This window comes from Streptomyces sp. NPDC057137, assembly GCF_042670825.1.
Taxonomy (GTDB): Bacteria; Actinomycetota; Actinomycetes; order Streptomycetales; family Streptomycetaceae; genus Streptomyces.
On sequence record NZ_JBHUUW010000006.1, the window covers coordinates 39,237 to 59,255 of the forward strand.

Here is a 20,019-nt window from a genome sequence, read left to right on the forward strand (position 1 = left end):
TCCGCTACCTCAACTCCCCTACCCCAGCGCCGACTTCACCACGTCCGCCAGCCGCCCCGCCACCGCGCGTGCCTGTTCGATGTCGGCCGCCTCCACCATCACCCGTACCAGCGGCTCCGTACCCGACGGACGCAGCAGCACCCGGCCCGTCGAGCCCAGCTGGCGCTCGGCCTCCGACACCGCCGTCGCCAGCTCCGCCGACGTCGTGACGCGCGACTTGTCCACGTCCGGCACATTCGTCAGCACCTGCGGCAGTCGCCGCATCACGCCCGCCAGGTCGGCCAGCGAACGGCCCGTGGCCGCCACGCGGGCCGCCAGCATCAGGCCGGTCAGCGTGCCGTCGCCGGTCGTCGCGTGGTCGAGGACGATGACGTGCCCGGACTGCTCGCCGCCCAGCGCGTAACCGTGCTCCTTCATCGACTCCAGTACGTAACGGTCGCCGACCGCCGTCTCCACGAGGGTGATGCCCTCACGCTCCATCGCGATCTTGAAGCCGAGGTTGGACATCACCGTCCCCACGACCGCGTCGCCGCGCAGCGTGCCCGCCTCGCGCATCGCGAGGGCCAGCACGGCCAGGATCTGGTCGCCGTCGACCTCCTCGCCCGCCGCGTCCACGGCCAGGCAGCGGTCGGCGTCGCCGTCGTGCGCGATACCGAGGTCCGCGCCGTGCTCGACCACGGCGGCCTTCAGCAGCTCCAGGTGCGTGGAGCCGCAGCCGTCGTTGATGTTCAGGCCGTCCGGCTCCGCGCCGATCGTGACGATCTCCGCGCCGGCGCGGGTGAACGCCTCCGGCGACACGCGGGCCGCCGCGCCGTGCGCCTCGTCCAGGACGACCTTGAGCCCGTCGAGCCGGTTCGGCAGCACCCCGATGAGATGCGCGACGTACTGGTCGAAGCCCTCGTCGTAGTTACGGATCCGGCCCACGCCCGCGCCGGTCGGCCGCTCCCACGGGGCACCCGTGCGGTGCTCGTCGTACACGGCCTCGATACGGTCCTCCAGCTCGTCGGCCAGCTTGTGGCCGCCGCGCGCGAAGAACTTGACTCCGTTGTCCGGCATGGCGTTGTGGCTCGCGGAGAGCATCACGCCGAGGTCGGCGCCCAGCGCCCCGGTGAGATACGCCACCGCGGGGGTGGGCAGCACACCGACGCGCAGGACGTCCACGCCCGCGCTCGCGAGACCCGCCACCACGGCGGCCTCCAGGAACTCACCCGACGCGCGGGGATCGCGCCCGACCACCGCCGTCGCCCGATGGCCCTCGAACGTGCCCGCCTCGGCGAGCACATGCGCCGCCGCGACCGAGAGGCCGAGCGTCAGCTCCGCCGTCAGATCCGCGTTGGCAACGCCGCGCACGCCGTCCGTGCCGAAGAGTCGTCCCACAGCTGTCCCTCCGAAAAATGCTCAGAAAATGCCCCGAAGAGCTTCGCCAAGATCCAAGGAGAACACGGGGATTGCCCGAGGGATCGTCCAGGGGATCAGGAAGCTCGGAAAACGAACGCCCCGGCAGCACAAGAGTGCCGCCGGGGCGAACATATGCCATACATACGCCGTGAGGCCGTAAGGGCCCTGGCGCGGTAAGGCCGAGCGAGCGTTTAGCGCTTGCTGTACTGCGGCGCCTTGCGGGCCTTCTTGAGACCGGCCTTCTTGCGCTCGACGGCGCGGTCGTCGCGGCTCAGGAAGCCGGCCTTCTTCAGCGGGGCGCGGTTGTTGTCCACGTCCGCCTCGTTCAGCGAGCGGGCCACACCGAGGCGCAGCGCGCCGGCCTGGCCGGAGACGCCGCCACCCGAGATACGGGCGATGACGTCGTAGCGGTTGTCGAGCTCAAGCACCTTGAAGGGCTCGTTGACAGCCTGCTGGTGCACCTTGTTCGGGAAGTAGTCCTCGAGCGAACGCCCGTTGATCTTCCACTTGCCGGAGCCCGGAACGATCCGGACGCGGGCGATGGCGTTCTTACGACGGCCCAGGCCGGCGGCCGGCTGGGGGTCGCCGAAGCGGGAGGCCAGCGACTCGGAGGTGTACTCGCCCTCGACGGGGGTCTCCGACTCGAAAGTCGTCACCTCCGCGAAGGTCTCCTCCGCCTCGGGGGCGTCCACGGGGGTCTCTGCAGTGGTCTCGGCCACGATGTTCCTCAGATTTCTTTTCGTCTTAGGCGGTGGCCGGAATTACTGCGCGACCTGGGTGATCTCGAACGGAACCGGCTGCTGGGCAGCGTGCGGGTGCTGGTCGCCCGCGTAGATCTTCAGCTTCGAGAGCATCTGACGGCCCAGGGTGTTCTTGGGAATCATGCCCTTGATGGCCTTCTCGACGGCCTTCTCGGGGTTCTTCGCCAGCAGCTCGTCGTAGCGGACGGAACGCAGACCACCCGGGTAACCGGAGTGGCGGTACGCCATCTTCTGGGTCTTCTTGTTGCCGGAGAGGTGGACCTTCTCGGCGTTGATGATGACGACGAAGTCGCCCATGTCCATGTGAGGGGCGTAGATCGGCTTGTGCTTGCCCCGGAGGAGGTTCGCTGCCGTAGTCGCCAGACGGCCCAGGACGATGTCCTGCGCGTCGATGATGTGCCACTGGCGCGTGACATCGCCGGGCTTGGGGCTGTACGTACGCACGGTCGTAGCCTTCGCTTCTTCAGTGAGTGAGTCCTGACAAGGCCACCCGGACGATCACGACAGCCCTGGCAGACATACGGGGACGCAACCCGTGCCTGCCGCTGGATCATCGGCCCGGTGGACCGGCGTAAGGGCCTCTCACGTGAGAATGAACAAGCCAATACGCATAACGAACCAGAAGGATACCCAGGGTGCGCCGTACGGGTCAAAACGAGGCCCCGCCCCGCCCCCCGCCCGGCCCCTCGCGGGCTCCGCCCCGCACCCCGCCCGTCACACGCGTCACCGCGCCCGCACCACCCGGCGCTCGTCCCACACCGGCTCCACCGACTCCCGCACGACCCCGTCCGACCCGAAGACCAGATACCGGTCGAAGGTCTTCGCGAACCACCGGTCGTGCGTCACGGCCAGCACCGTCCCGTCGTACGCCTCCAGCCCGTCCTGCAGGGCCTCCGCCGACTCCAGGTCCAGGTTGTCCGTCGGCTCGTCCAGCAGCAGCGCCGTCGTCCCGCGCAGCTCCAGCAGCAGGATCTGGAAGCGCGCCTGCTGCCCGCCCGACAGCTTGTCGAACGGCTGGTCCCCCTGCCGCTCCAGCTCGTAGCGCCGCAGCACGCTCATCGCGCCGCCCCGGTCCTTCGCGTGCTCGGTCCACAGGATGTCGACCAGCGCCCGGCCCAGCAGCTCCGGATGCGCGTGCGTCTGCGCGAAGTGGCCCGGCAGCACCCGCGCGCCCAGCTTCCACCGCCCGGTGTGCGCCACCGACGGATCGCCCGCGAGCAGCCGCAGGAAGTGCGACTTGCCCGAGCCGTTCGACCCGAGGACCGCGACCCGCTCGCCGTAGTAGATCTCCAGCGAGAACGGCTTCATCAGCCCGGTCAGCTCCAGGTTCTCGCAGGTCACCGCCCGTACGCCGGTCCGGCCGCCCTTGAGTCGCATGGTGATCGCCTGCTCGCGCGGCGGCTCCGGCGGCGGGCCCGCGTCCTCGAACTTCTTGAAGCGCGTCTGCATCGCGCGGTAGCGCGAGGCCATGTCGGGGCTGATCGCCGCCTGCTGCCGCAGCCGCAGCACCAGTGCCTTCAGCCGCGCGTGCTCCTCGTCCCAGCGCCGCTTCAGCTCCTCGAAGCGCGCGAAGCGCTCCTTGCGCGCCTGGTGGTACGTCCCGAACCCGCCGCCGTGCACCCACACGTCCGAGCCGGCCGGGCTCGGCTCCACGCTGACGATCTTCTCCGCCGCCCTGGCCAGCAACTCCCGGTCGTGGGAGACGAACAGCACAGTCTTACGAGTCTCCTTGAGCCGCTCTTCCAGCCACCGCTTCCCGGGCACGTCCAGATAGTTGTCCGGCTCGTCGAGCAGCAGGACCTCGTCGGGCCCGCGCAGCAGCGCCTCCAGCACCAGCCGTTTCTGCTCGCCGCCGGACAGCGTGGTCAGGGCGCGGAACTGCGCCTTCTCGTACGGGACACCCAGCGCGGCCGTCGTGCACATGTCCCAGACCGTCTCGGCCTCGTACCCACGCGCCTCCGCCCAGTCGCTGAGCGCCTGCGCGTACCGCATCTGCGCGGCCTCGTCGTCGACCGTCATGATCAGGTGCTCGGCCTCGTCCACCGCGCGGGCCGCCTCGCGGATCCGCGGCTGCGCGACCGAGACCAGCAGGTCACGGACCGTACGGTCGTCGCGCACCGAGCCCACGAACTGCGACATGACGCCGAGCCCGCCGCTGACCGCCACCGTGCCGCCGTGCGGCTGGAGCTCTCCGGCGATCATCCGCAGCAGCGTCGTCTTGCCCGCCCCGTTGGCTCCCACGAGCGCCACGACGGCGCCCTCACCCACCCGGAACGAGGCATCGTTGAGGAGCACCCGTCCGTCCGGTAGGTAGTACTCCAGGTGCGCGGCCTCTAGATGTCCCATGCTTCGCATTGTCACGGCCAGGACCCCACTCTCCCAACCGATTTCCGTCCGAATCCCGTTCTCGGCCCGGAACCGTAACCCGCTCCCGGCGGTTTAAACTCCGCCCATGAGCTTTGGTCAAGGGGGGCCTTACGGGCCGCCCCCACAGGGGCCGTACGGATCGCGGGACCCGCAGGGGCAGACACCGGACTGGGCCGCGCTCGCCGACGCCTCGGCACAGCGGGCCCGTCGCAGGCGATGGATGCTGATAGGCGGCGGCGCGCTGGCAACCGCCGCCGTCGCGGCGATCGTCGCGACGGCCGTCGTGTCCATGAACGGCGACAGCGGTGACCGGGGCGGCGACAAGAACGCGAGCGACCTGCCCGCCCCGCCCGACCTGCCCAGCGAGAGCGCCGATCCCGAGCCGTCCTTCTCCGACGCCGTGCCGCTGCCGCCGCCGAACCCGAAGGACTTCATCTCCACCGAGGACAAGGACACGGCGCCGCTCAGCGCCGACACCCTCTTCCCGGGCTCGAAGCTGACGATGGGCGACCGCGTCTACGCGAAGGGCCCGACGAACCGCACCACGAACTGCGCGGGCGCGACCCAGGGCGCCCTCGGCTCGATCCTCGCCGCCAACACCTGCGACCAGGTCATCCGCGCCACGTACACCCGGGGCGGCACGGCGGTGACCGTCGGCGTCGCCGTCTTCTCCACCGAGACGCAGGCGCTGAAGGCGAAGAAGGAGGCGAGCGGCGGTCTGGCCTCGCTCTCCGGCTCGGGTGTCCCGACGTTCTGCCGGGGCGGCACGATCTGCCGCAAGACCACCAACTCGGTCGGCCGGTACGTGTACTTCACCGTCGGCGGCTTCACCAACGGCAAGAACGTGGTGAAGGGCGACCAGGACGTCTTCGACACCGGCGACGACGTCGCGGAGTTCACGTTCCTCCAGATCCGGCGCCGCGGCGAGGCCCAGGCGTCAGCCGCAGCCACCGCACCCGTCGACGAGTGACACACCGGCTCCACCGGAGCCCCCCGCCGCCGGCAGGGTCCGCTTGTTGCGGGCCAGCCGGTTGCGCGCGGCGAGCTGGTCGTCGGCCGGGTAGCCGACCTCCTCCAGGGTCAGACCGTGCGGCCGTACGACATGGACGGCCGAGTCCCGCACCCCGGCGGCCAGCACCTTCGCCGGCCACTCCACGGGCCGGTGCCCGTCGCCCACGAACAGCAGCGCGCCGACGAGCGAGCGCACCATGTTGTGGCAGAAGGCGTCGGCCCGCACGGTCGCGGTGACGACGCCGTGCGCGTCGCGCTCCCACTCCAGCCGCTGGAGCGTGCGGATCGTCGTCGCGCCCTCGCGCTTCTTGCAGTACGCGGCGAAGTCGTGCTCGCCGAGCAGTCCGGCCGACGCCGCGTTCATCGCGTCCACGTCCAACGTCCAGTCGTGCCACAGGACATGGCTGCGCAGCAGCGGGTCGACGCCGCCGGGGTCGTCGGTGACGCGGTAGGCGTAGCGCCGCCAGATCGCCGAGAACCGGGCGTTGAAGCCCCGCGGTGCCTCCTCGGCCCGCCACACCCTCACGTCGTGCGCCAGACGCCCCGCGAGGCGCCGCAGCAGCCTCTCCCGGTGCTCGGCCCACAGCTCGACGGGCAGATCGACGTGCGCGACCTGTCCGCGGGCGTGCACGCCCGCGTCGGTCCGCCCCGCGACGGTCAGGTCGTACGTCTCCGAGGACCGCGTCACGACCTTCAGCGCGTCCTCGATGTCCCCCTGGACGGTCCGCCGGGTGGCCTGCCGCGCCCAGCCGGAGAAGTCCTTCCCGTCGTAACTCAGGTCGAGCCGCACCCGTACGAACCCGGGCGCCGCACCCTCGATGTCCTCACTCACCACTCACCCCATTCATACGGAACGGGCCCGCACCGCCCCTGAGGGTGATGCGGGCCCGTTCTGCGACCTGGAAATACGGTCAGGCGTCCTTGGGCTCGTCCTTGGACTCCGCCTCGACCGGCTTGGCGTCCTCGACGGGGGCGTCCTCCGTGGAGGTGGCCTCCTTCTTGAGGGCGTCTTCCTTGACTGCGCGCTTCGTCGCGGCCTCGGCCTCACCGGTGGCCTTCTGCGCCACGGTCAGGGCCTCGACCAGCTCGATGACCGCCATCGGGGCGTTGTCGCCACGACGGGGGCCGATCTTGGTGATGCGCGTGTAGCCACCGGGGCGGTTCTCGTACCGCGGAGCGATCTCGGTGAAGAGCGTGTGGACGATGCTCTTGTCCGTGATCGTCTGAAGAACGAGGCGACGGTTGTGGATGTCGCCCTTCTTCGCCTTGGTGACCAGACGCTCGGCGACCGGACGCAGGCGGCGGGCCTTGGCCTCGGTCGTCGTGATCTTGCCGTGCTCGAACAGCGCCTTCGCGAGGTTCGCGAGAAGCAGCCGCTCGTGCGCGGCGCTGCCGCCCAGACGGGCACCCTTGGCGGGCTTCGGCATGGTGTTACTCCTTCATATCTGCACCGGCCGTATCAGGTACCGATGTCAGTTCCCCGCAGACGGTCGTCTGCGGAAAGGCTCAGTACTGCTCGGTCTCCACGAACCCGGCGTCCGCGTCGTCGTCCGCGCCGAACGCGTCCGCCGCGGCGGTGGGGTCGAATCCGGGCGGGCTGTCCTTCAGGGCCAGGCCCATGCCGGCCAGCTTCGCCTTGACCTCGTCGATCGACTTGGCGCCGAAGTTACGGATGTCGAGCAGGTCCGCCTCGGACCGCGCCACGAGCTCACCCACGGAGTGGATGCCCTCGCGCTTGAGGCAGTTGTACGACCGAACGGTGAGCTCGAGCTCCTCGATCGGCAGGGCGAGATCGGCGGCGAGCGCCGCGTCCGTCGGCGACGGGCCCATGTCGATGCCCTCGGCGTCGATGTTGAGCTCGCGCGCCAGACCGAACAGCTCGACCAGCGTCTTACCGGCGGACGCCATGGCGTCGCGGGGGCGCATGGCCTGCTTGGTCTCGACGTCGACGATCAGCTTGTCGAAGTCGGTGCGCTGCTCGACACGGGTCGCCTCGACCTTGTACGTGACCTTGAGCACCGGCGAGTAGATGGAGTCGACCGGAATACGGCCGATCTCCTGGCCCACCTGCTTGTTCTGGACGGCGGAGACGTAGCCGCGACCGCGCTCGACGGTCAGCTCCATCTCCAGCTTGCCCTTGCCGTTCAGCGTCGCCAGGACGAGGTCCGGGTTGTGGACCTCGACACCGGCCGGGGGCGCGATGTCGGCGGCGGTGACCAGGCCGGGGCCCTGCTTGCGCAGGTACATCACGACCGGCTCGTCGTGCTCCGAGGAGACGACCAGCTGCTTGATGTTGAGGATGAGGTCGGTGACGTCCTCCTTGACGCCCGGCACGGTGGTGAACTCGTGCAGGACCCCGTCGACCCGGATGCTGGTGACAGCGGCACCGGGGATCGAGGAGAGGAGCGTACGACGCAGAGAGTTACCGAGCGTGTAGCCGAAACCCGGCTCCAGGGGCTCGATCACGAACCGCGAGCGGTATTCGTCGACGACCTCTTCGGTCAGCGACGGACGCTGAGCGATAAGCATGGAAAATGCCTCCAGTCTTGGCACCCACTATTTGATGCCAACAGGAACAAGGGTACGGGCGGTACGGAGCCGAGGCCCCGTACCGCCCGCGATCCATACCCTCAGGGGGTACAGAAGATCAAACGCGGCGACGCTTCGGGGGGCGGCAGCCGTTGTGCGGGGTGGGGGTGACGTCCTGGATCGAACCCACCTCCAGGCCGGTGGCCTGGAGCGAGCGGATCGCGGTCTCACGGCCGGAGCCGGGACCCTTGACGAAGACGTCGACCTTGCGCATGCCGTGCTCCTGCGCGCGGCGGGCGGCCGACTCGGCGGCCATCTGCGCGGCGAAGGGGGTGGACTTGCGCGAGCCCTTGAAGCCGACATGGCCGGCGGAGGCCCAGGAGATCACGTTGCCCGAGGGGTCCGTGATCGAGACGATGGTGTTGTTGAACGTGCTCTTGATGTGGGCGTGCCCATGAGCGACGTTCTTCTTTTCCTTGCGGCGCACCTTCTTGGCAGCGCCCTGACGACCCTTGGGGGGCATCTATTACTCCTACGGGAGGTGGTCGGTCCTACAGCGAAGACCGCTGATGAGCGTCCGCTGAGGACTACTTCTTGCCCGGCTTCTTCTTGCCGGCGATGGCGCGACGCGGACCCTTGCGGGTACGTGCGTTCGTGCTCGTGCGCTGGCCGTGGACCGGCAGGCCGCGACGGTGACGCAGACCCTGGTAGCAGCCGATCTCGACCTTGCGGCGGATGTCGGCCTGGATCTCGCGACGGAGGTCACCCTCGGTCTTGAGGTTGCCGTCCACGTACTCGCGGAGCTTGACGAGGTCTTCCTCGGCAAGGTCGCGGACGCGGACGTTGGGGTCAACGCCGGTGGCGGCGAGGGTCTCCTTGGACCGGGTGCGCCCGATGCCGAAGACATAGGTGAGGGCGACCTCGACGCGCTTTTCGCGCGGGAGGTCAACGCCTGCGAGGCGTGCCATTCATGGCTCCTGTGTGATTTCGGAGGTCTTCCGCAGTGACTCTCCCGGACGACGTGCTCTCTCCGGGTCCCCGGCCTCCGCCGGAGGTGTCGGCGCCATCAGCTGGTGATGACGTCGGACACTGCGTATATACGTGTTCGCTCGCGTCGCGCGAAGTACTGCGAGATGCAGGGGGTCGTGCGTCAGCCCTGGCGCTGCTTGTGGCGCAGGTTGTCGCAGATGACCATGACCCGACCGTGACGGCGGATCACCTTGCACTTGTCGCAGATCTTCTTGACGCTCGGCTTGACCTTCATGGTGTGAGGTTCTCCGGGTCAGTGCCGGCACCCCGGAAGCGGGGTGAGGCAAGATCTACTTGTATCGGTAGACGATCCGGCCACGCGTCAGGTCGTAGGGAGACAGCTCCACCACTACCCGGTCATCGGGAAGGATTCGGATGTAGTGCATCCGCATCTTGCCGCTGATGTGCGCGAGGACCTTGTGACCGTTCTGGAGCTCCACCTTGAACATGGCGTTCGGGAGAGACTCGATCACGGTGCCCTCAATTTCGATGGCACCTTGCTTCTTGGCCACGCTTCGCCCTTCGAATCGGCTACCTTGATCGATTCTGGGCCACCGTATGTGGACACACGGGTACACCAGAGCCGACGCGTCAGTCTACGGCAGGGCTCTCGAAAAGACGAATCCGTTGAGTTTGCCCACCCCCGTAGATCGTCAATCCTCGGGCGGTACGGGCGCGCCCGTACGGCCTAGCCCAACGGGTCCGGCGCAGCCGTGACACCCAGCTCCGCCAGCTTCGCCTTGCCCCCGTCGACCGCCGTCAGGACCAGCGGGCCGGCCTCCGTCAGGGCGACCGAGTGCTCCCAGTGCGAGGACCAGGTGCCGTCGGTCGTGATGACCGTCCACTCGTCGGCCAGGACCTCGGTGTGCGGCGTGCCGAGCGAGACCATCGGCTCGATCGCCAGGCAGAAGCCGGGGATCAGCTTCGGGCCCTTGCCGCGCTTGCGCGAGACGTAGTTCAGCAGGTGCGGGTCCATGTGCATCTGGGTGCCGATGCCGTGGCCGCCGTAGTCCTCGACGATGCCGTACTTGCCGCCGCCGGGCTTCGGCTGGCGGCGGATGTACGTCTCGATCGCCCGCGACACGTCGACGAGCCGGTTACCGAGCCGCATCGCGGCGATCCCCGCCCACATCGACTCCTCCGTCACGCGGGAGAGCTCGATCAGCTCCGGTGCGTGACCGCCGCCGACGAACGCCGTGAAGGCCGCGTCGCCGTGCCAGCCGTCCACGATCGCGCCGGCGTCGACCGAGATGATGTCGCCGTCCTTCAGTACGGTCTTGGTGTCCGGGATCCCGTGCACCACCACCTCGTTGACCGAGGTGCAGATCGTCGCGGGGAACCCGCCGTAACCGAGGAAGTTGGGCTTCGCGCCGTGGTCCGCGAGGACCTTGCGCGCCACCTCGTCCAGGTCCTTCGTGGTGGCGCCGGGCACCGCGGCCTCGCCGGTGGCCGCGTGGATCGCGGCGACGACCAGCCCCGCCTCACGCATCTTCGCGATCTGCTCGGGGGTCTTGATCTCCACCATGACGGCGGCCTGCCTCACTCGGTCGAAGAAACGATGTCCCTGTCTGCGCTGAGAGTCCGCGCCAGGACACCTACGGTAGTCCCCCGGACAGCAGTACGGCCGTGGTGCCCCTGGGGGCGCCCCGGCCGTATCACTGTGCCGTGCTGTGGTGCTGTCGTGCTGTGGTGCTGTCGTGCTGTGGTGCTGTCGTGCTGTCGTGCTGTCGTGCTGTGCCGTGCTCGGTGGTACCACGTGGTGCGGTCGCGCCGTGCCTCGCGGGTGAACCGGACCTATGCGGCCCGGCCGCCACCCTCCAGAGCCGCCATCGCGCGCTTGGTCACCTCGGCGACCTTGCCGAGCGCCGAGATGGTGACCACGAGGCCCTGCTCCCGGTAGTGGTCGATGATCGGCTCGGTCTGCGTGTGGTAGACCTCCAGCCGCGTGCGGACCGTCTCCTCGGAGTCGTCGTGCCGCTGGTACAGCTCGCCGCCGCACTCGTCACACACACCCTGCTTCTTCGGCGGGCTGTACGTGAGATGAAAGACGTGCGAGCTGTCGTTGCGGCAGGTGCGCCGACCGGCGATCCGCTTGACCACCTCATCCTCGTCGACCTCCAGGTCCAGCACGGCGTCCAGGTGCAACCCCTCGGCCGTGAGCGCCTTGTCGAGCGCTTCGGCCTGCGGGACGTTGCGGGGAAAGCCGTCCAGAAGGAAGCCGTTCGCGGCGTCCGGCTGCGCCATCCGCTCCAGCGCCATTCCGATGGTGACCTCGTCGGGAACCAGGTTCCCGGCGTGGATGTAACTCTGCGCCTGCTTGCCGAGGTCGGTGCCCTGGCTGATGTTGGCGCGGAAGAGGTCACCTGTGGAGATGTGCGGAATGGAGAGGTTCTGGGCGAGGTACGCAGCCTGCGTTCCCTTGCCGGCACCGGGCGGTCCGACGAGGACGATTCGCATCAGCGGAGGAACCCTTCGTAATTACGCTGCTGGAGCTGGCTCTCGATCTGCTTCACGGTCTCCAGACCCACACCCACGATGATCAGGATGCTTGTCCCGCCGAACGGGAAGTTCTGGTTCGCGCCGCCGAAGCCTGCCAACGCCATCGTTGGGACGAGAGCGATCAACCCCAAGTACAGCGAGCCCGGCCAAGTGATCCGGTTGAGTACGTAACTCAGATACTCGGCAGTAGGTCGACCTGCCCGGATGCCCGGGATGAAGCCACCATACTTCTTCATGTTGTCCGCGACTTCTTCGGGGTTGAACGTGATGGCCACGTAGAAGAAGGCGAAGAACACGACAAGGATGAAGTACGTCGCGATGTAGTACGGATGGTCGCCCTTGATGAAGTGGGCTTCGATCCAGGTCTTCCAGCCGGACTGCTGACTGGAGAACTGCGCGATCAGCGCCGGGATGTAGAGCAGCGACGACGCGAAGATGACGGGGATCACACCCGCCTGGTTGACCTTCAGCGGGATGTACGTGGACGTACCGCCGTAGGACCTCCGCCCGATCATCCGCTTCGCGTACTGAACGGGGATACGGCGCTGCGCCTGCTCGACGAAGACGACGAGTCCCACCATCACGAAGCCGATGAGAATGACCGTGCCGAACTCGATCCAGCCCTGAGCGAGCTTGCCGCTCTCCTTGATGGCCCACAGCGCACCGGGGAAACCGGCGGCGATCGAGATGAACATCAGGATGGACATGCCGTTGCCGATGCCCTTGTCGGTGATCATCTCACCGAGCCACATGACGGCGGCCGTACCGGCGGTCATCGTGATGACCATCGTGATGGTGATGAAGATCGACTGGTCCGGAACGATCTCCGAGGCGACCGGGCAGCCGCTGAAGAGCGCGCCGCTGCGGGCGGTTGCCACCAGGCCGGTGCCCTGGAGCACCGCGAGGGCGACCGTCAGGTATCGGGTGTACTGAGTGATCTTGGCCTGACCGGACTGCCCTTCCTTCTTGAGGGCTTCGAGTCGGGGGATGACCACGGTCAGCAGCTGCAGGATGATGCTTGCCGTGATGTACGGCATGATGCCGAGCGCGAAGATCGTAATCTGCAGCAGCGCTCCGCCGCTGAACATGTTCACCAGCCCGAACAGGCTGTTATTGCCCTTCTGCGCTGCGTCGACGCACGTCTGCACATTCTCGTAACTGACGCCCGGTACGGGAATGTGCGCCCCGAACCGGTACAGCACGATGATGAACAACGTGAAGAGCAGCTTCTTGCGCAGGTCGGGCGTCTTGAACGCCCGGGCGAACGCGGTGAGCACGGTGCCTCCTGCGACCCCCGCGCTCGCGCGTCAAGGGTGACGGTCTTGAGGATCGACAGATACATATCAGGCAAAAAGCCACGCGACCACCCCTGCGGACAGTCCGCGCGGCTCGGGGTCCGGGGGCGGACCCCCGGGTTCAATACAGCAACAGTGCACGCCACCTTACCGGCGTACCCGCTCCCCCGGAACGACCAACCGGGGATGCCCCTTTTGAGAGGCACCCCCGGTCGGATGTTCAGTCCATCAACTTGTCCGAGACGTCTCAGACGAGCTCAGTGACGGAGCCGCCGGCGGCGGCAATCTTCTCCTTGGCGGAGCCGGAAGCGGCGTCAACCGAAACCGTCAGCGCCACGGAGATCTCGCCCTGGCCCAGGACCTTGACGAGGCTGTTCTTACGGACCGCACCCTTGTCGACCAGATCGGCCACCGTGACCTCGCCACCCTGCGGGTAGAGCTCGGCCAGCTTGTCCAGGTTCACGACCTGGTACTCGGTACGGAACGGGTTCTTGAAGCCCTTGAGCTTCGGGAGACGCATGTGGAGGGGCATCTGCCCGCCCTCGAAGCGCTCCGGAACCTGGTAACGGGCCTTGGTGCCCTTGGTGCCACGACCTGCGGTCTTGCCCTTGGACGCCTCGCCACGGCCCACACGGGTCTTGGCGGTCTTGGCTCCGGGGGCAGGACGGAGGTTGTGGACCTTCAGCGGCTTCTGCTCCGCCATGTCAGTCGACCTCCTCAACCGTCACGAGGTGCCGCACGGTGTTGGCCATGCCGCGGAACTCGGGACGATCCTCCTTGACAACCACGTCGTTGAGCCGCTTGAGGCCCAGCGAACGAAGGGTGTCGCGGTGGTTCTGCTTGCTGCCGATGTACGACTTCGTCTGCGTGATCTTGAGACGGGCCATTACGCACCCGCTCCCGCACGTGCACGAAGCAGAGCCGCGGGGGCGACGTCCTCGAGGGGCAGACCGCGGCGGGCCGCGATCTCCTCGGGACGCTGCAGACCCTGGAGGGCCGCCACGGTCGCGTGCACGATGTTGATCGGGTTCGACGAACCGAGCGACTTCGACAGGATGTCGTGGACGCCGGCGCACTCGAGCACCGCACGCACCGGGCCACCGGCGATGACGCCGGTACCGGGGGACGCGGGCTTGAGCAGGACGACGCCCGCCGCCTTCTCACCCTGGATCGGGTGCGGGATGGTGCCCTGGATACGGGGGACCTTGAAGAAGTGCTTCTTGGCCTCCTCAACACCCTTGGCGATGGCGGCCGGCACCTCCTTGGCCTTGCCGTAACCGACACCCACGGTGCCGTCACCGTCGCCCACCACGACCAGCGCGGTGAAGCTGAAGCGACGACCACCCTTCACGACCTTGGCAACGCGGTTGATCGCGACGACACGCTCGACGTACGCGGTCTTCTCGGCGGCAGCGCCACCGTCACGGCCCTTCCGGTCCCGCCGCTCGCCGCCACCGGCACCGCTTCCGCGGCGCTGGGGTCCAGCCATTGGATTTACCTCTCTCTGTTACGTCCGCTAGCTCCGGAACCGGGGCTTAGAACTTCAGCCCGGCTTCACGGGCGGCGTCGGCCAGAGCGGCAATCCGCCCGGCGTACTGGTTGCCACCACGGTCGAACACGACAGCCTCGACGCCGGCGGCCTTGGCGCGCTCGGCGACCAGGGCACCGACCTGCTGTGCCTGGGCGCTCTTGTCGCCTTCGGCACCGCGGATCGACGTGTCCAGGCTCGACGCCGAAGCGAGCGTGTGGCCCGCGATGTCGTCGATGACCTGGGCCACCATGTGGCGGTTGGAACGCGTCACAACGAGGCGGGGGCGCGCTACCGTGCCCGAGACCTTCTTGCGTACGCGGATGTGACGGCGCTTGATGGCAGCGGCCTTGTAGGCCTTGCCCTTGGCGATCTTTACACCGTATGCCATGGCTACTTACCCGCCTTTCCGACCTTGCGGCGGATGACCTCGCCGGCGTACTTGACGCCCTTGGCCTTGTACGGGTCGGGCTTCCGCAGCTTGCGGATGTTCGCCGCGACCTCGCCGACCTTCTGCTTGTCGATGCCCTCGACGCTGAGCTTGGTCGGGGACTCGACCTTGAAGGTGATGCCCTCAGGGGCCTCGACGACGACGGGGTGGCTGTAGCCCAGGGCGAACTCCAGATTGGAGCCCTTCGCCTGGACGCGGTAACCGACTCCGCTGATTTCGAGCGCCTTGCTGTATCCCTGGGTCACACCGGTGATCATGTTCGCCACCAGCGTGCGGGACAGGCCGTGCAGGGCCTTGTTCAGACGCTCGTCGTTCGGACGCAGCACCTTGAGGGTGCCGTCATCGTCCTTGGTGACCTCGATCGGCGCTGCGACGGTGTGCGAGAGGGTCCCCTTGGGGCCCTTCACCGCGACCGTACGGCCATCGATGGTGACGTCCACACCGGTGGGAACCTGGATGGGGAGCTTGCCGATTCGCGACATGAGCTTTTCCTCCGTTCCCGACTACCAGACGTAGGCGAGGACTTCCCCACCTACGCCCTTCTTGCCTGCCTGCTGGCCGGTCAGGAGACCGTGGGACGTGGAGATGATCGCCACGCCCAGGCCGCCGAGCACCTTGGGCAGGTTGGTGGACTTGGCATACACACGCAGACCCGGCTTCGAGATGCGCTTGATGCCGGCGATCGAACGCTCGCGGTTCGGGCCGAACTTCAGCTCCAGGGTCAGCTTCTTGCCGACCTCGGCATCCTCGACCTTCCAGCCGGTGATGAAGCCCTCCTGCTGGAGGATCTCCGCGATGTGCGACTTGATCTTGCTGTGCGGCATCACGACATCGTCGTGGTATGCCGAGTTCGCGTTACGCAGACGGGTCAGCATGTCTGCGATGGGATCAGTCATGGTCATGAATTGGCCTTCGGCCTCTCTCGCCGGGGTTTCCTGTATGCGCCATCCCTCTCCCCGCTCAACGGCGGGACGGGTGCGGTGCGGGGACCTACGGCGTAGTAAGTTTCGGGCGGCGGACGCCCAACCCCCGAAGCCTACGGCATGGGGAGCAGGGCTTCCGCCGACCAGTTGCTTACCGAGAGCTCTGGTTGGTTCCTTACTTCAACTCAACGCTGAAGTAGCGGAATTACCAGGAGCTCTTGGTGACGCCCGGCAGCTCGCCGCGGTGTGCCATCTCACGAAGGCAGACACGGCAGAGGCCGAACTTGCGGTAGACGGAGTGGGGACGCCCGCAGCGCTGGCAGCGGGTGTAACCGCGCACGCCGAACTTCGGCTTGCGGGCGGCCTTAGCGATCAGAGCCTTCTTCGCCACGGTCAGTTCTCCTTGAACGGGAAGCCGAGGTGACGAAGGAGGGCACGACCCTCGTCGTCGTTGGTCGCCGTGGTGACCACGGTGATGTCCATGCCCCGGACCCGGTCGATCTTGTCCTGGTCGATCTCGTGGAACATGACCTGCTCCGTGAGACCGAAGGTGTAGTTGCCACGGCCGTCGAACTGCTTGGGCGACAGGCCGCGGAAGTCACGGATACGCGGCAGCGCGAGCGACAGCGTACGGTCCAGGAACTCCCACATGCGGTCACCGCGGAGGGTGACGTGGCAGCCGATCGGCTGCCCCTCGCGCAGCTTGAACTGCGCGATCGACTTGCGGGCCTTGGTAACGGCCGGCTTCTGGCCGGTGATCGTGGTGAGGTCCTTGATGGCACCCTCGATCAGCTTGGAGTCGCGGGCGGCGTCGCCCACACCCATGTTGACCACGATCTTGACGAGACCGGGGACCTGCATGACGTTCTCCAGGGAGAACTCCTCACGCAGCTTGCCGGCGATCTCCTCGCGGTAGCGCAGCTTCAGACGCGGCGCGGTTGTGGTCGTCATCAGATGTCCTCACCGGTCCGCTTGGCAACGCGGATCTTGTTGCCCTCGTCGTCAAAGCGGTAGCCGACGCGGGTGACGACCTTCTTGCCGTCCTTCTCCACGACCAGCTGAACATTGCTGATGTGGACAGGGGCCTCGGTCGTCACGATGCCGCCGGTCTGCGAACCACGAGCGGTCTGGCCGGCCTTGGTGTGCTTCTTGACCCGGTTGACACCCTCGACGAGGACGCGGTTCTGCGTGGGGATGGCCTGAATGACCTTGCCCTGCTTGCCCTTGTCCTTACCGGTGATGACCTGGACCAGGTCGCCCTTCTTGATCTTCATGCTTACAGCACCTCCGGCGCGAGCGAGATGATCTTCATGAACTTCTTCTCGCGCAGCTCACGGCCGACCGGGCCGAAGATACGGGTGCCACGAGGGTCGCCGTCGTTCTTCAGAATGACGGCGGCGTTCTCGTCGAAGCGGATGTACGAGCCGTCCTGGCGGCGGCGCTCCTTCACGGTGCGAACGATGACCGCCTTGATGACGTCACCCTTCTTCACGTTGCCACCGGGGATCGCGTCCTTGACGGTGGCGACGATGACGTCACCGATGCCCGCGTAGCGGCGACCCGAGCCACCGAGAACACGGATGCAAAGGATCTCCTTGGCACCAGTGTTGTCGGCGACACGCAGTCGCGACTCCTGCTGGATCACGTGTTTCTCCTGATCGTCTGCCGGTTCCCGGCGGGGTCCGTCCTACTGGGGTCGGACCCCACCGAGCCTGGCGGAACTACTCCTAGGGAATGCCCTGGGAGGAATTACTCGGCCTGGATTACTTGGCCTTCTCAAGGATCTCGACGATGCGCCAGCGCTTCGTCGCGGACAGCGGCCGGGTCTCCATGAGGAGGACACGGTCGCCGATCCCGGCGGCGTTCGCCTCGTCGTGCGCCTTGAGCTTGTTCGTACGGCGGATGACCTTGCCGTACAGGGCGTGCTTCACACGGTCCTCGACAGCGACGACGACGGTCTTGTCCATCTTGTCGCTGACGACCAGACCCTCGCGGGTCTTGCGGAATCCGCGCTCGCTCTTCTCGGTCGTCTCAGTCACGTTGCTCTCAGTCATCAGGCGCTCTCCACCGTCTCGATGCCCAGCTCGCGCTCACGCATCAGGGTGTAGATCCGCGCGATGTCCTTCCGGACCAGCTTCAGCCGGCCGTGGTTCTCGAGCTGACCGGTCGCCGCCTGGAAGCGGAGGTTGAACAGCTCTTCCTTGGCCTCGCGAAGCTTGTCGACAAGCTCCTCGCTACCCAGTTCACGCAGCTCGGACGCCTTGGTAACGGCCGCCATCACGACTCACCTGCCTCGCGCCGAACGATGCGGCACTTCATCGGAAGCTTGTGGGCGGCGCGGGTGAGCGCCTCCTTGGCAACCTTCTCGTTCGGGTAGGACAGCTCGAACATCACCCGACCGGGCTTGACGTTCGCGATCCACCACTCGGGAGAACCCTTACCGGAACCCATGCGGGTCTCGGCGGGCTTCTTCGTCAGGGGACGGTCCGGGTAAATGTTGATCCAGACCTTGCCGCCACGCTTGATGTGGCGGGTCATCGCGATACGAGCGGCCTCGATCTGACGGTTCGTCACGTATGCCGGGGTCAGCGCCTGGATGCCGTACTCGCCGAACGCAACCTGCGTGCCACCCTTGGACATTCCGCTGCGCTTCGGGTGGTGCTGCTTGCGGTGCTTGACCCTACGGGGGATCAGCATTTCGGTCAGGCCTCCGTTCCGCCGGTAGAAGTGGGCGCGGCCTCCGCGGCCGGAGCAGCCGTCGCGTCAGCCTTGGGGGCCTCGGCGCCGGGAGCCTGCTGCGGCTTGCGGCCACCGCGACCGCCACGCTCGCCACCGCGGCCACCGCGGCCGGCGGGACGGTCGTTGCCGCCACCACGGGCCGGACGGTTGCCCGCGCGCGCCGCGGCGTTCTCGGCGCGCACCTCGGCGATGTTCTTGACGTCGCCCTTGTAGATCCAGACCTTCACGCCGATACGGCCGAAGGTCGTCTTGGCCTCGAAGAAGCCGTAGTCGACGTTGGCCCGGAGCGTGTGCAGGGGCACGCGGCCCTCGCGGTAGAACTCCGAGCGCGACATCTCGGCGCCGCCGAGGCGGCCACCACACTGGATCTTGATGCCCTTGGCGCCGGCCTTCATCGTCGACTGCATGCTCTTACGCATGGCGCGACGGAAGGAGACACGCGAGGACAGCTGCTCGGCGACGGCCTGGGCCACCAGCTGAGCGTCCACCTCGGGGTTCTTGACCTCGAGGATGTTCAGCTGGACCTGCTTGCCGGTCAGCTTCTCCAGCTCGCCGCGGATACGGTCGGCCTCGGCGCCGCGGCGGCCGATGACGATGCCCGGACGTGCGGTGTGGATGTCCACGCGGACGCGGTCACGGGTGCGCTCGATCTCCACCTTGGAGATACCGGCACGCTCCATCCCCTTCGTCATCATGCGACGAATGGCGACGTCTTCCTTGACGTAGTCCGCGTACAGCTTGTCGGCGTACCAACGGGACTTGAAGTCCGTGGTGATGCCGAGCCGGAACCCATGCGGGTTAACCTTCTGGCCCATTACCGGGTTCCTTCCTTGCTGCTGAGGACCACGGTGATGTGGCTGGTCCGCTTACGGATCCGGTAGGCACGCCCCTGGGCGCGCGGCCGGAACCGCTTGAGGGTCGGACCCTCGTCCACGTACGCCTCGCTGATGACCAGCGAAGTGGCGTCTGGGTGGTCGTAGTTGTGCGCGGCGTTGGCAATGGCGCTGTCAAGCACCTTGCCGACCGGCACGCTCGCGGCCTGCGGGGCGAAACGCAGGACCGCCTGAGCCTCCGTGGCATCCATGCCACGGATGAGGTCCACCACGCGGCGGGCCTTCATGGGCGTGACGCGGATGTACCGCGCCTGGGCCCTGGCTTCCATGGTTGTCCCTTCGGTGTGAGTCATAGTCGTTTCCACCCCGCCTTAGCGGCGCTTCGACTTCCGGTCGTCCTTGACGTGGCCGCGGAAGGTGCGAGTCGGCGAGAACTCGCCGAGCTTGTGGCCGACCATCGACTCGGTGACGAACACCGGGACATGGATCTTGCCGTTGTGCACCGCGATGGTGTGGCCCAGCATTGCCGGGATGATCATCGAGCGACGGGACCAGGTCTTGATGACGGTTTTGGTGCCAGCTTCGTTCTGGACATCCACCTTCTTGATGAGGTGGCCGTCGACGAAGGGCCCCTTCTTCAGACTGCGCGGCATCTA

31 protein-coding genes are annotated in these 20,019 nt (G+C 67.3%); 1 reads left to right on the forward strand and 30 read right to left on the reverse strand.

Features of this window, described 5'->3' with window-relative positions; translation table 11 throughout:
- Positions 1-18: 18 nt before the first annotated feature.
- The 4 genes from glmM to ACFT9I_RS07360 form a co-directional block, all read right to left on the reverse strand.
- Positions 19-1,377, reverse strand: a complete 1,359-nt coding sequence (glmM, locus tag ACFT9I_RS07345; RefSeq protein WP_382561722.1) for a phosphoglucosamine mutase — start codon at positions 1,375-1,377, stop codon at positions 19-21.
- 212 nt (positions 1,378-1,589) lie between these two features.
- On the reverse strand, positions 1,590-2,117 hold the full coding sequence (gene rpsI / locus ACFT9I_RS07350; RefSeq protein WP_354609323.1) for a 30S ribosomal protein S9: 528 nt from the start codon (positions 2,115-2,117) through the stop codon (positions 1,590-1,592).
- 42 nt (positions 2,118-2,159) lie between these two features.
- A complete protein-coding gene (gene rplM / locus ACFT9I_RS07355) occupies positions 2,160-2,603 on the reverse strand; it encodes a 50S ribosomal protein L13 (RefSeq protein WP_354609322.1) in 444 nt (147 codons plus the stop codon).
- A gap of 279 nt (positions 2,604-2,882) precedes the next feature.
- On the reverse strand, positions 2,883-4,514 hold the full coding sequence (locus ACFT9I_RS07360) for an ABC-F family ATP-binding cassette domain-containing protein (protein ID WP_382561962.1): 1,632 nt from the start codon (positions 4,512-4,514) through the stop codon (positions 2,883-2,885).
- Positions 4,515-4,611: 97 nt separating this feature from the next.
- Here ACFT9I_RS07360 and ACFT9I_RS07365 point away from each other — a divergent pair, with 97 nt between their 5' ends.
- Positions 4,612-5,496 (forward strand): hypothetical protein, encoded by an 885-nt coding sequence (locus tag ACFT9I_RS07365; protein ID WP_382561725.1) that lies wholly within the window; start codon positions 4,612-4,614, stop codon positions 5,494-5,496.
- Here the strand turns inward: ACFT9I_RS07365 and truA are convergent.
- The 26 genes from truA to rpsS all read right to left on the reverse strand — a co-directional run bounded on the left by truA (position 5,464) and on the right by rpsS (position 20,016).
- Complete coding sequence (gene truA / locus ACFT9I_RS07370) at positions 5,464-6,369, reverse strand: tRNA pseudouridine(38-40) synthase TruA (protein ID WP_382561727.1); 906 nt, start codon at positions 6,367-6,369, stop codon at positions 5,464-5,466. The two genes, ACFT9I_RS07365 and truA, sit on opposite strands and share 33 nt — an antisense overlap.
- Positions 6,370-6,448: 79 nt before the next feature.
- Entirely contained in the window at positions 6,449-6,964 is a 516-nt protein-coding gene (gene rplQ / locus ACFT9I_RS07375; RefSeq protein ID WP_382561729.1) for a 50S ribosomal protein L17, read from the reverse strand.
- Positions 6,965-7,043: 79 nt separating this feature from the next.
- Positions 7,044-8,066 carry a DNA-directed RNA polymerase subunit alpha gene (locus ACFT9I_RS07380; RefSeq protein ID WP_146481858.1) on the reverse strand — a complete coding sequence of 341 codons (1,023 nt, stop codon included), beginning with the start codon at positions 8,064-8,066 and terminating at the stop codon, positions 7,044-7,046.
- 118 nt (positions 8,067-8,184) lie between these two features.
- Positions 8,185-8,589, reverse strand: coding sequence for a 30S ribosomal protein S11 (rpsK, locus tag ACFT9I_RS07385; protein ID WP_003956432.1), 405 nt, complete (start codon positions 8,587-8,589; stop codon positions 8,185-8,187).
- A gap of 64 nt (positions 8,590-8,653) precedes the next feature.
- On the reverse strand, positions 8,654-9,034 hold the full coding sequence (rpsM, locus tag ACFT9I_RS07390) for a 30S ribosomal protein S13 (protein WP_164252337.1): 381 nt from the start codon (positions 9,032-9,034) through the stop codon (positions 8,654-8,656).
- Between the two features lie 182 nt (positions 9,035-9,216).
- On the reverse strand, positions 9,217-9,330 hold the full coding sequence (gene rpmJ, locus ACFT9I_RS07395) for a 50S ribosomal protein L36 (protein WP_003956441.1): 114 nt from the start codon (positions 9,328-9,330) through the stop codon (positions 9,217-9,219).
- Between the two features lie 55 nt (positions 9,331-9,385).
- Positions 9,386-9,607, reverse strand: coding sequence for a translation initiation factor IF-1 (gene infA / locus ACFT9I_RS07400; protein ID WP_003956442.1), 222 nt, complete (start codon positions 9,605-9,607; stop codon positions 9,386-9,388).
- 176 nt (positions 9,608-9,783) lie between these two features.
- Positions 9,784-10,620 (reverse strand): type I methionyl aminopeptidase, encoded by an 837-nt coding sequence (gene map, locus ACFT9I_RS07405; RefSeq protein ID WP_382561964.1) that lies wholly within the window; start codon positions 10,618-10,620, stop codon positions 9,784-9,786.
- Positions 10,621-10,889: 269 nt separating this feature from the next.
- The gene (locus ACFT9I_RS07410; RefSeq protein WP_382561732.1) at positions 10,890-11,552 is read right to left on the reverse strand and encodes an adenylate kinase; all 663 of its coding nucleotides are present in this window, start codon (positions 11,550-11,552) and stop codon (positions 10,890-10,892) included.
- A complete protein-coding gene (gene secY, locus ACFT9I_RS07415) occupies positions 11,552-12,871 on the reverse strand; it encodes a preprotein translocase subunit SecY (RefSeq protein WP_382561734.1) in 1,320 nt (439 codons plus the stop codon). Before secY ends, ACFT9I_RS07410 begins: the two co-directional genes overlap by 1 nt.
- 265 nt (positions 12,872-13,136) lie before the next feature.
- Positions 13,137-13,592 (reverse strand): 50S ribosomal protein L15, encoded by a 456-nt coding sequence (gene rplO, locus ACFT9I_RS07420; protein WP_023539328.1) that lies wholly within the window; start codon positions 13,590-13,592, stop codon positions 13,137-13,139.
- A gap of 1 nt (position 13,593) precedes the next feature.
- Positions 13,594-13,776 (reverse strand): 50S ribosomal protein L30, encoded by a 183-nt coding sequence (rpmD, locus tag ACFT9I_RS07425; protein ID WP_041985698.1) that lies wholly within the window; start codon positions 13,774-13,776, stop codon positions 13,594-13,596.
- The gene (gene rpsE / locus ACFT9I_RS07430; RefSeq protein ID WP_023539330.1) at positions 13,776-14,378 is read right to left on the reverse strand and encodes a 30S ribosomal protein S5; all 603 of its coding nucleotides are present in this window, start codon (positions 14,376-14,378) and stop codon (positions 13,776-13,778) included. Before rpsE ends, rpmD begins: the two co-directional genes overlap by 1 nt.
- Before the next feature lie 46 nt (positions 14,379-14,424).
- Positions 14,425-14,808 carry a 50S ribosomal protein L18 gene (rplR, locus tag ACFT9I_RS07435; RefSeq protein ID WP_382561737.1) on the reverse strand — a complete coding sequence of 128 codons (384 nt, stop codon included), beginning with the start codon at positions 14,806-14,808 and terminating at the stop codon, positions 14,425-14,427.
- Between the two features lie 2 nt (positions 14,809-14,810).
- A complete protein-coding gene (gene rplF / locus ACFT9I_RS07440; protein WP_382561739.1) occupies positions 14,811-15,350 on the reverse strand; it encodes a 50S ribosomal protein L6 in 540 nt (179 codons plus the stop codon).
- Between the two features lie 21 nt (positions 15,351-15,371).
- Positions 15,372-15,770, reverse strand: a complete 399-nt coding sequence (gene rpsH, locus ACFT9I_RS07445; protein WP_382561741.1) for a 30S ribosomal protein S8 — start codon at positions 15,768-15,770, stop codon at positions 15,372-15,374.
- Between the two features lie 226 nt (positions 15,771-15,996).
- Positions 15,997-16,182 (reverse strand): type Z 30S ribosomal protein S14, encoded by a 186-nt coding sequence (locus ACFT9I_RS07450; RefSeq protein WP_003948630.1) that lies wholly within the window; start codon positions 16,180-16,182, stop codon positions 15,997-15,999.
- A gap of 2 nt (positions 16,183-16,184) precedes the next feature.
- On the reverse strand, positions 16,185-16,742 hold the full coding sequence (gene rplE / locus ACFT9I_RS07455) for a 50S ribosomal protein L5 (protein ID WP_023539334.1): 558 nt from the start codon (positions 16,740-16,742) through the stop codon (positions 16,185-16,187).
- Positions 16,742-17,065 carry a 50S ribosomal protein L24 gene (gene rplX, locus ACFT9I_RS07460; protein WP_354607256.1) on the reverse strand — a complete coding sequence of 108 codons (324 nt, stop codon included), beginning with the start codon at positions 17,063-17,065 and terminating at the stop codon, positions 16,742-16,744. The genes rplE and rplX overlap by 1 nt, the downstream gene beginning before the upstream one ends.
- Before the next feature lie 2 nt (positions 17,066-17,067).
- Positions 17,068-17,436 carry a 50S ribosomal protein L14 gene (gene rplN, locus ACFT9I_RS07465; protein WP_023539336.1) on the reverse strand — a complete coding sequence of 123 codons (369 nt, stop codon included), beginning with the start codon at positions 17,434-17,436 and terminating at the stop codon, positions 17,068-17,070.
- Between the two features lie 118 nt (positions 17,437-17,554).
- Positions 17,555-17,845 (reverse strand): 30S ribosomal protein S17, encoded by a 291-nt coding sequence (gene rpsQ, locus ACFT9I_RS07470; protein WP_382561744.1) that lies wholly within the window; start codon positions 17,843-17,845, stop codon positions 17,555-17,557.
- The gene (rpmC, locus tag ACFT9I_RS07475; RefSeq protein ID WP_354607257.1) at positions 17,845-18,069 is read right to left on the reverse strand and encodes a 50S ribosomal protein L29; all 225 of its coding nucleotides are present in this window, start codon (positions 18,067-18,069) and stop codon (positions 17,845-17,847) included. The genes rpsQ and rpmC overlap by 1 nt, the downstream gene beginning before the upstream one ends.
- Entirely contained in the window at positions 18,069-18,488 is a 420-nt protein-coding gene (gene rplP, locus ACFT9I_RS07480) for a 50S ribosomal protein L16 (RefSeq protein WP_023539339.1), read from the reverse strand. Before rplP ends, rpmC begins: the two co-directional genes overlap by 1 nt.
- Positions 18,489-18,493: 5 nt before the next feature.
- Positions 18,494-19,345, reverse strand: coding sequence for a 30S ribosomal protein S3 (gene rpsC / locus ACFT9I_RS07485; RefSeq protein WP_382561747.1), 852 nt, complete (start codon positions 19,343-19,345; stop codon positions 18,494-18,496).
- Positions 19,345-19,692: a 50S ribosomal protein L22 gene (gene rplV, locus ACFT9I_RS07490; RefSeq protein ID WP_364605559.1), complete on the reverse strand. Its 348-nt coding sequence runs from the start codon at positions 19,690-19,692 to the stop codon at positions 19,345-19,347. The genes rpsC and rplV overlap by 1 nt, the downstream gene beginning before the upstream one ends.
- A gap of 42 nt (positions 19,693-19,734) precedes the next feature.
- On the reverse strand, positions 19,735-20,016 hold the full coding sequence (gene rpsS / locus ACFT9I_RS07495) for a 30S ribosomal protein S19 (protein WP_112447747.1): 282 nt from the start codon (positions 20,014-20,016) through the stop codon (positions 19,735-19,737).
- Positions 20,017-20,019 lie beyond the last annotated feature (3 nt).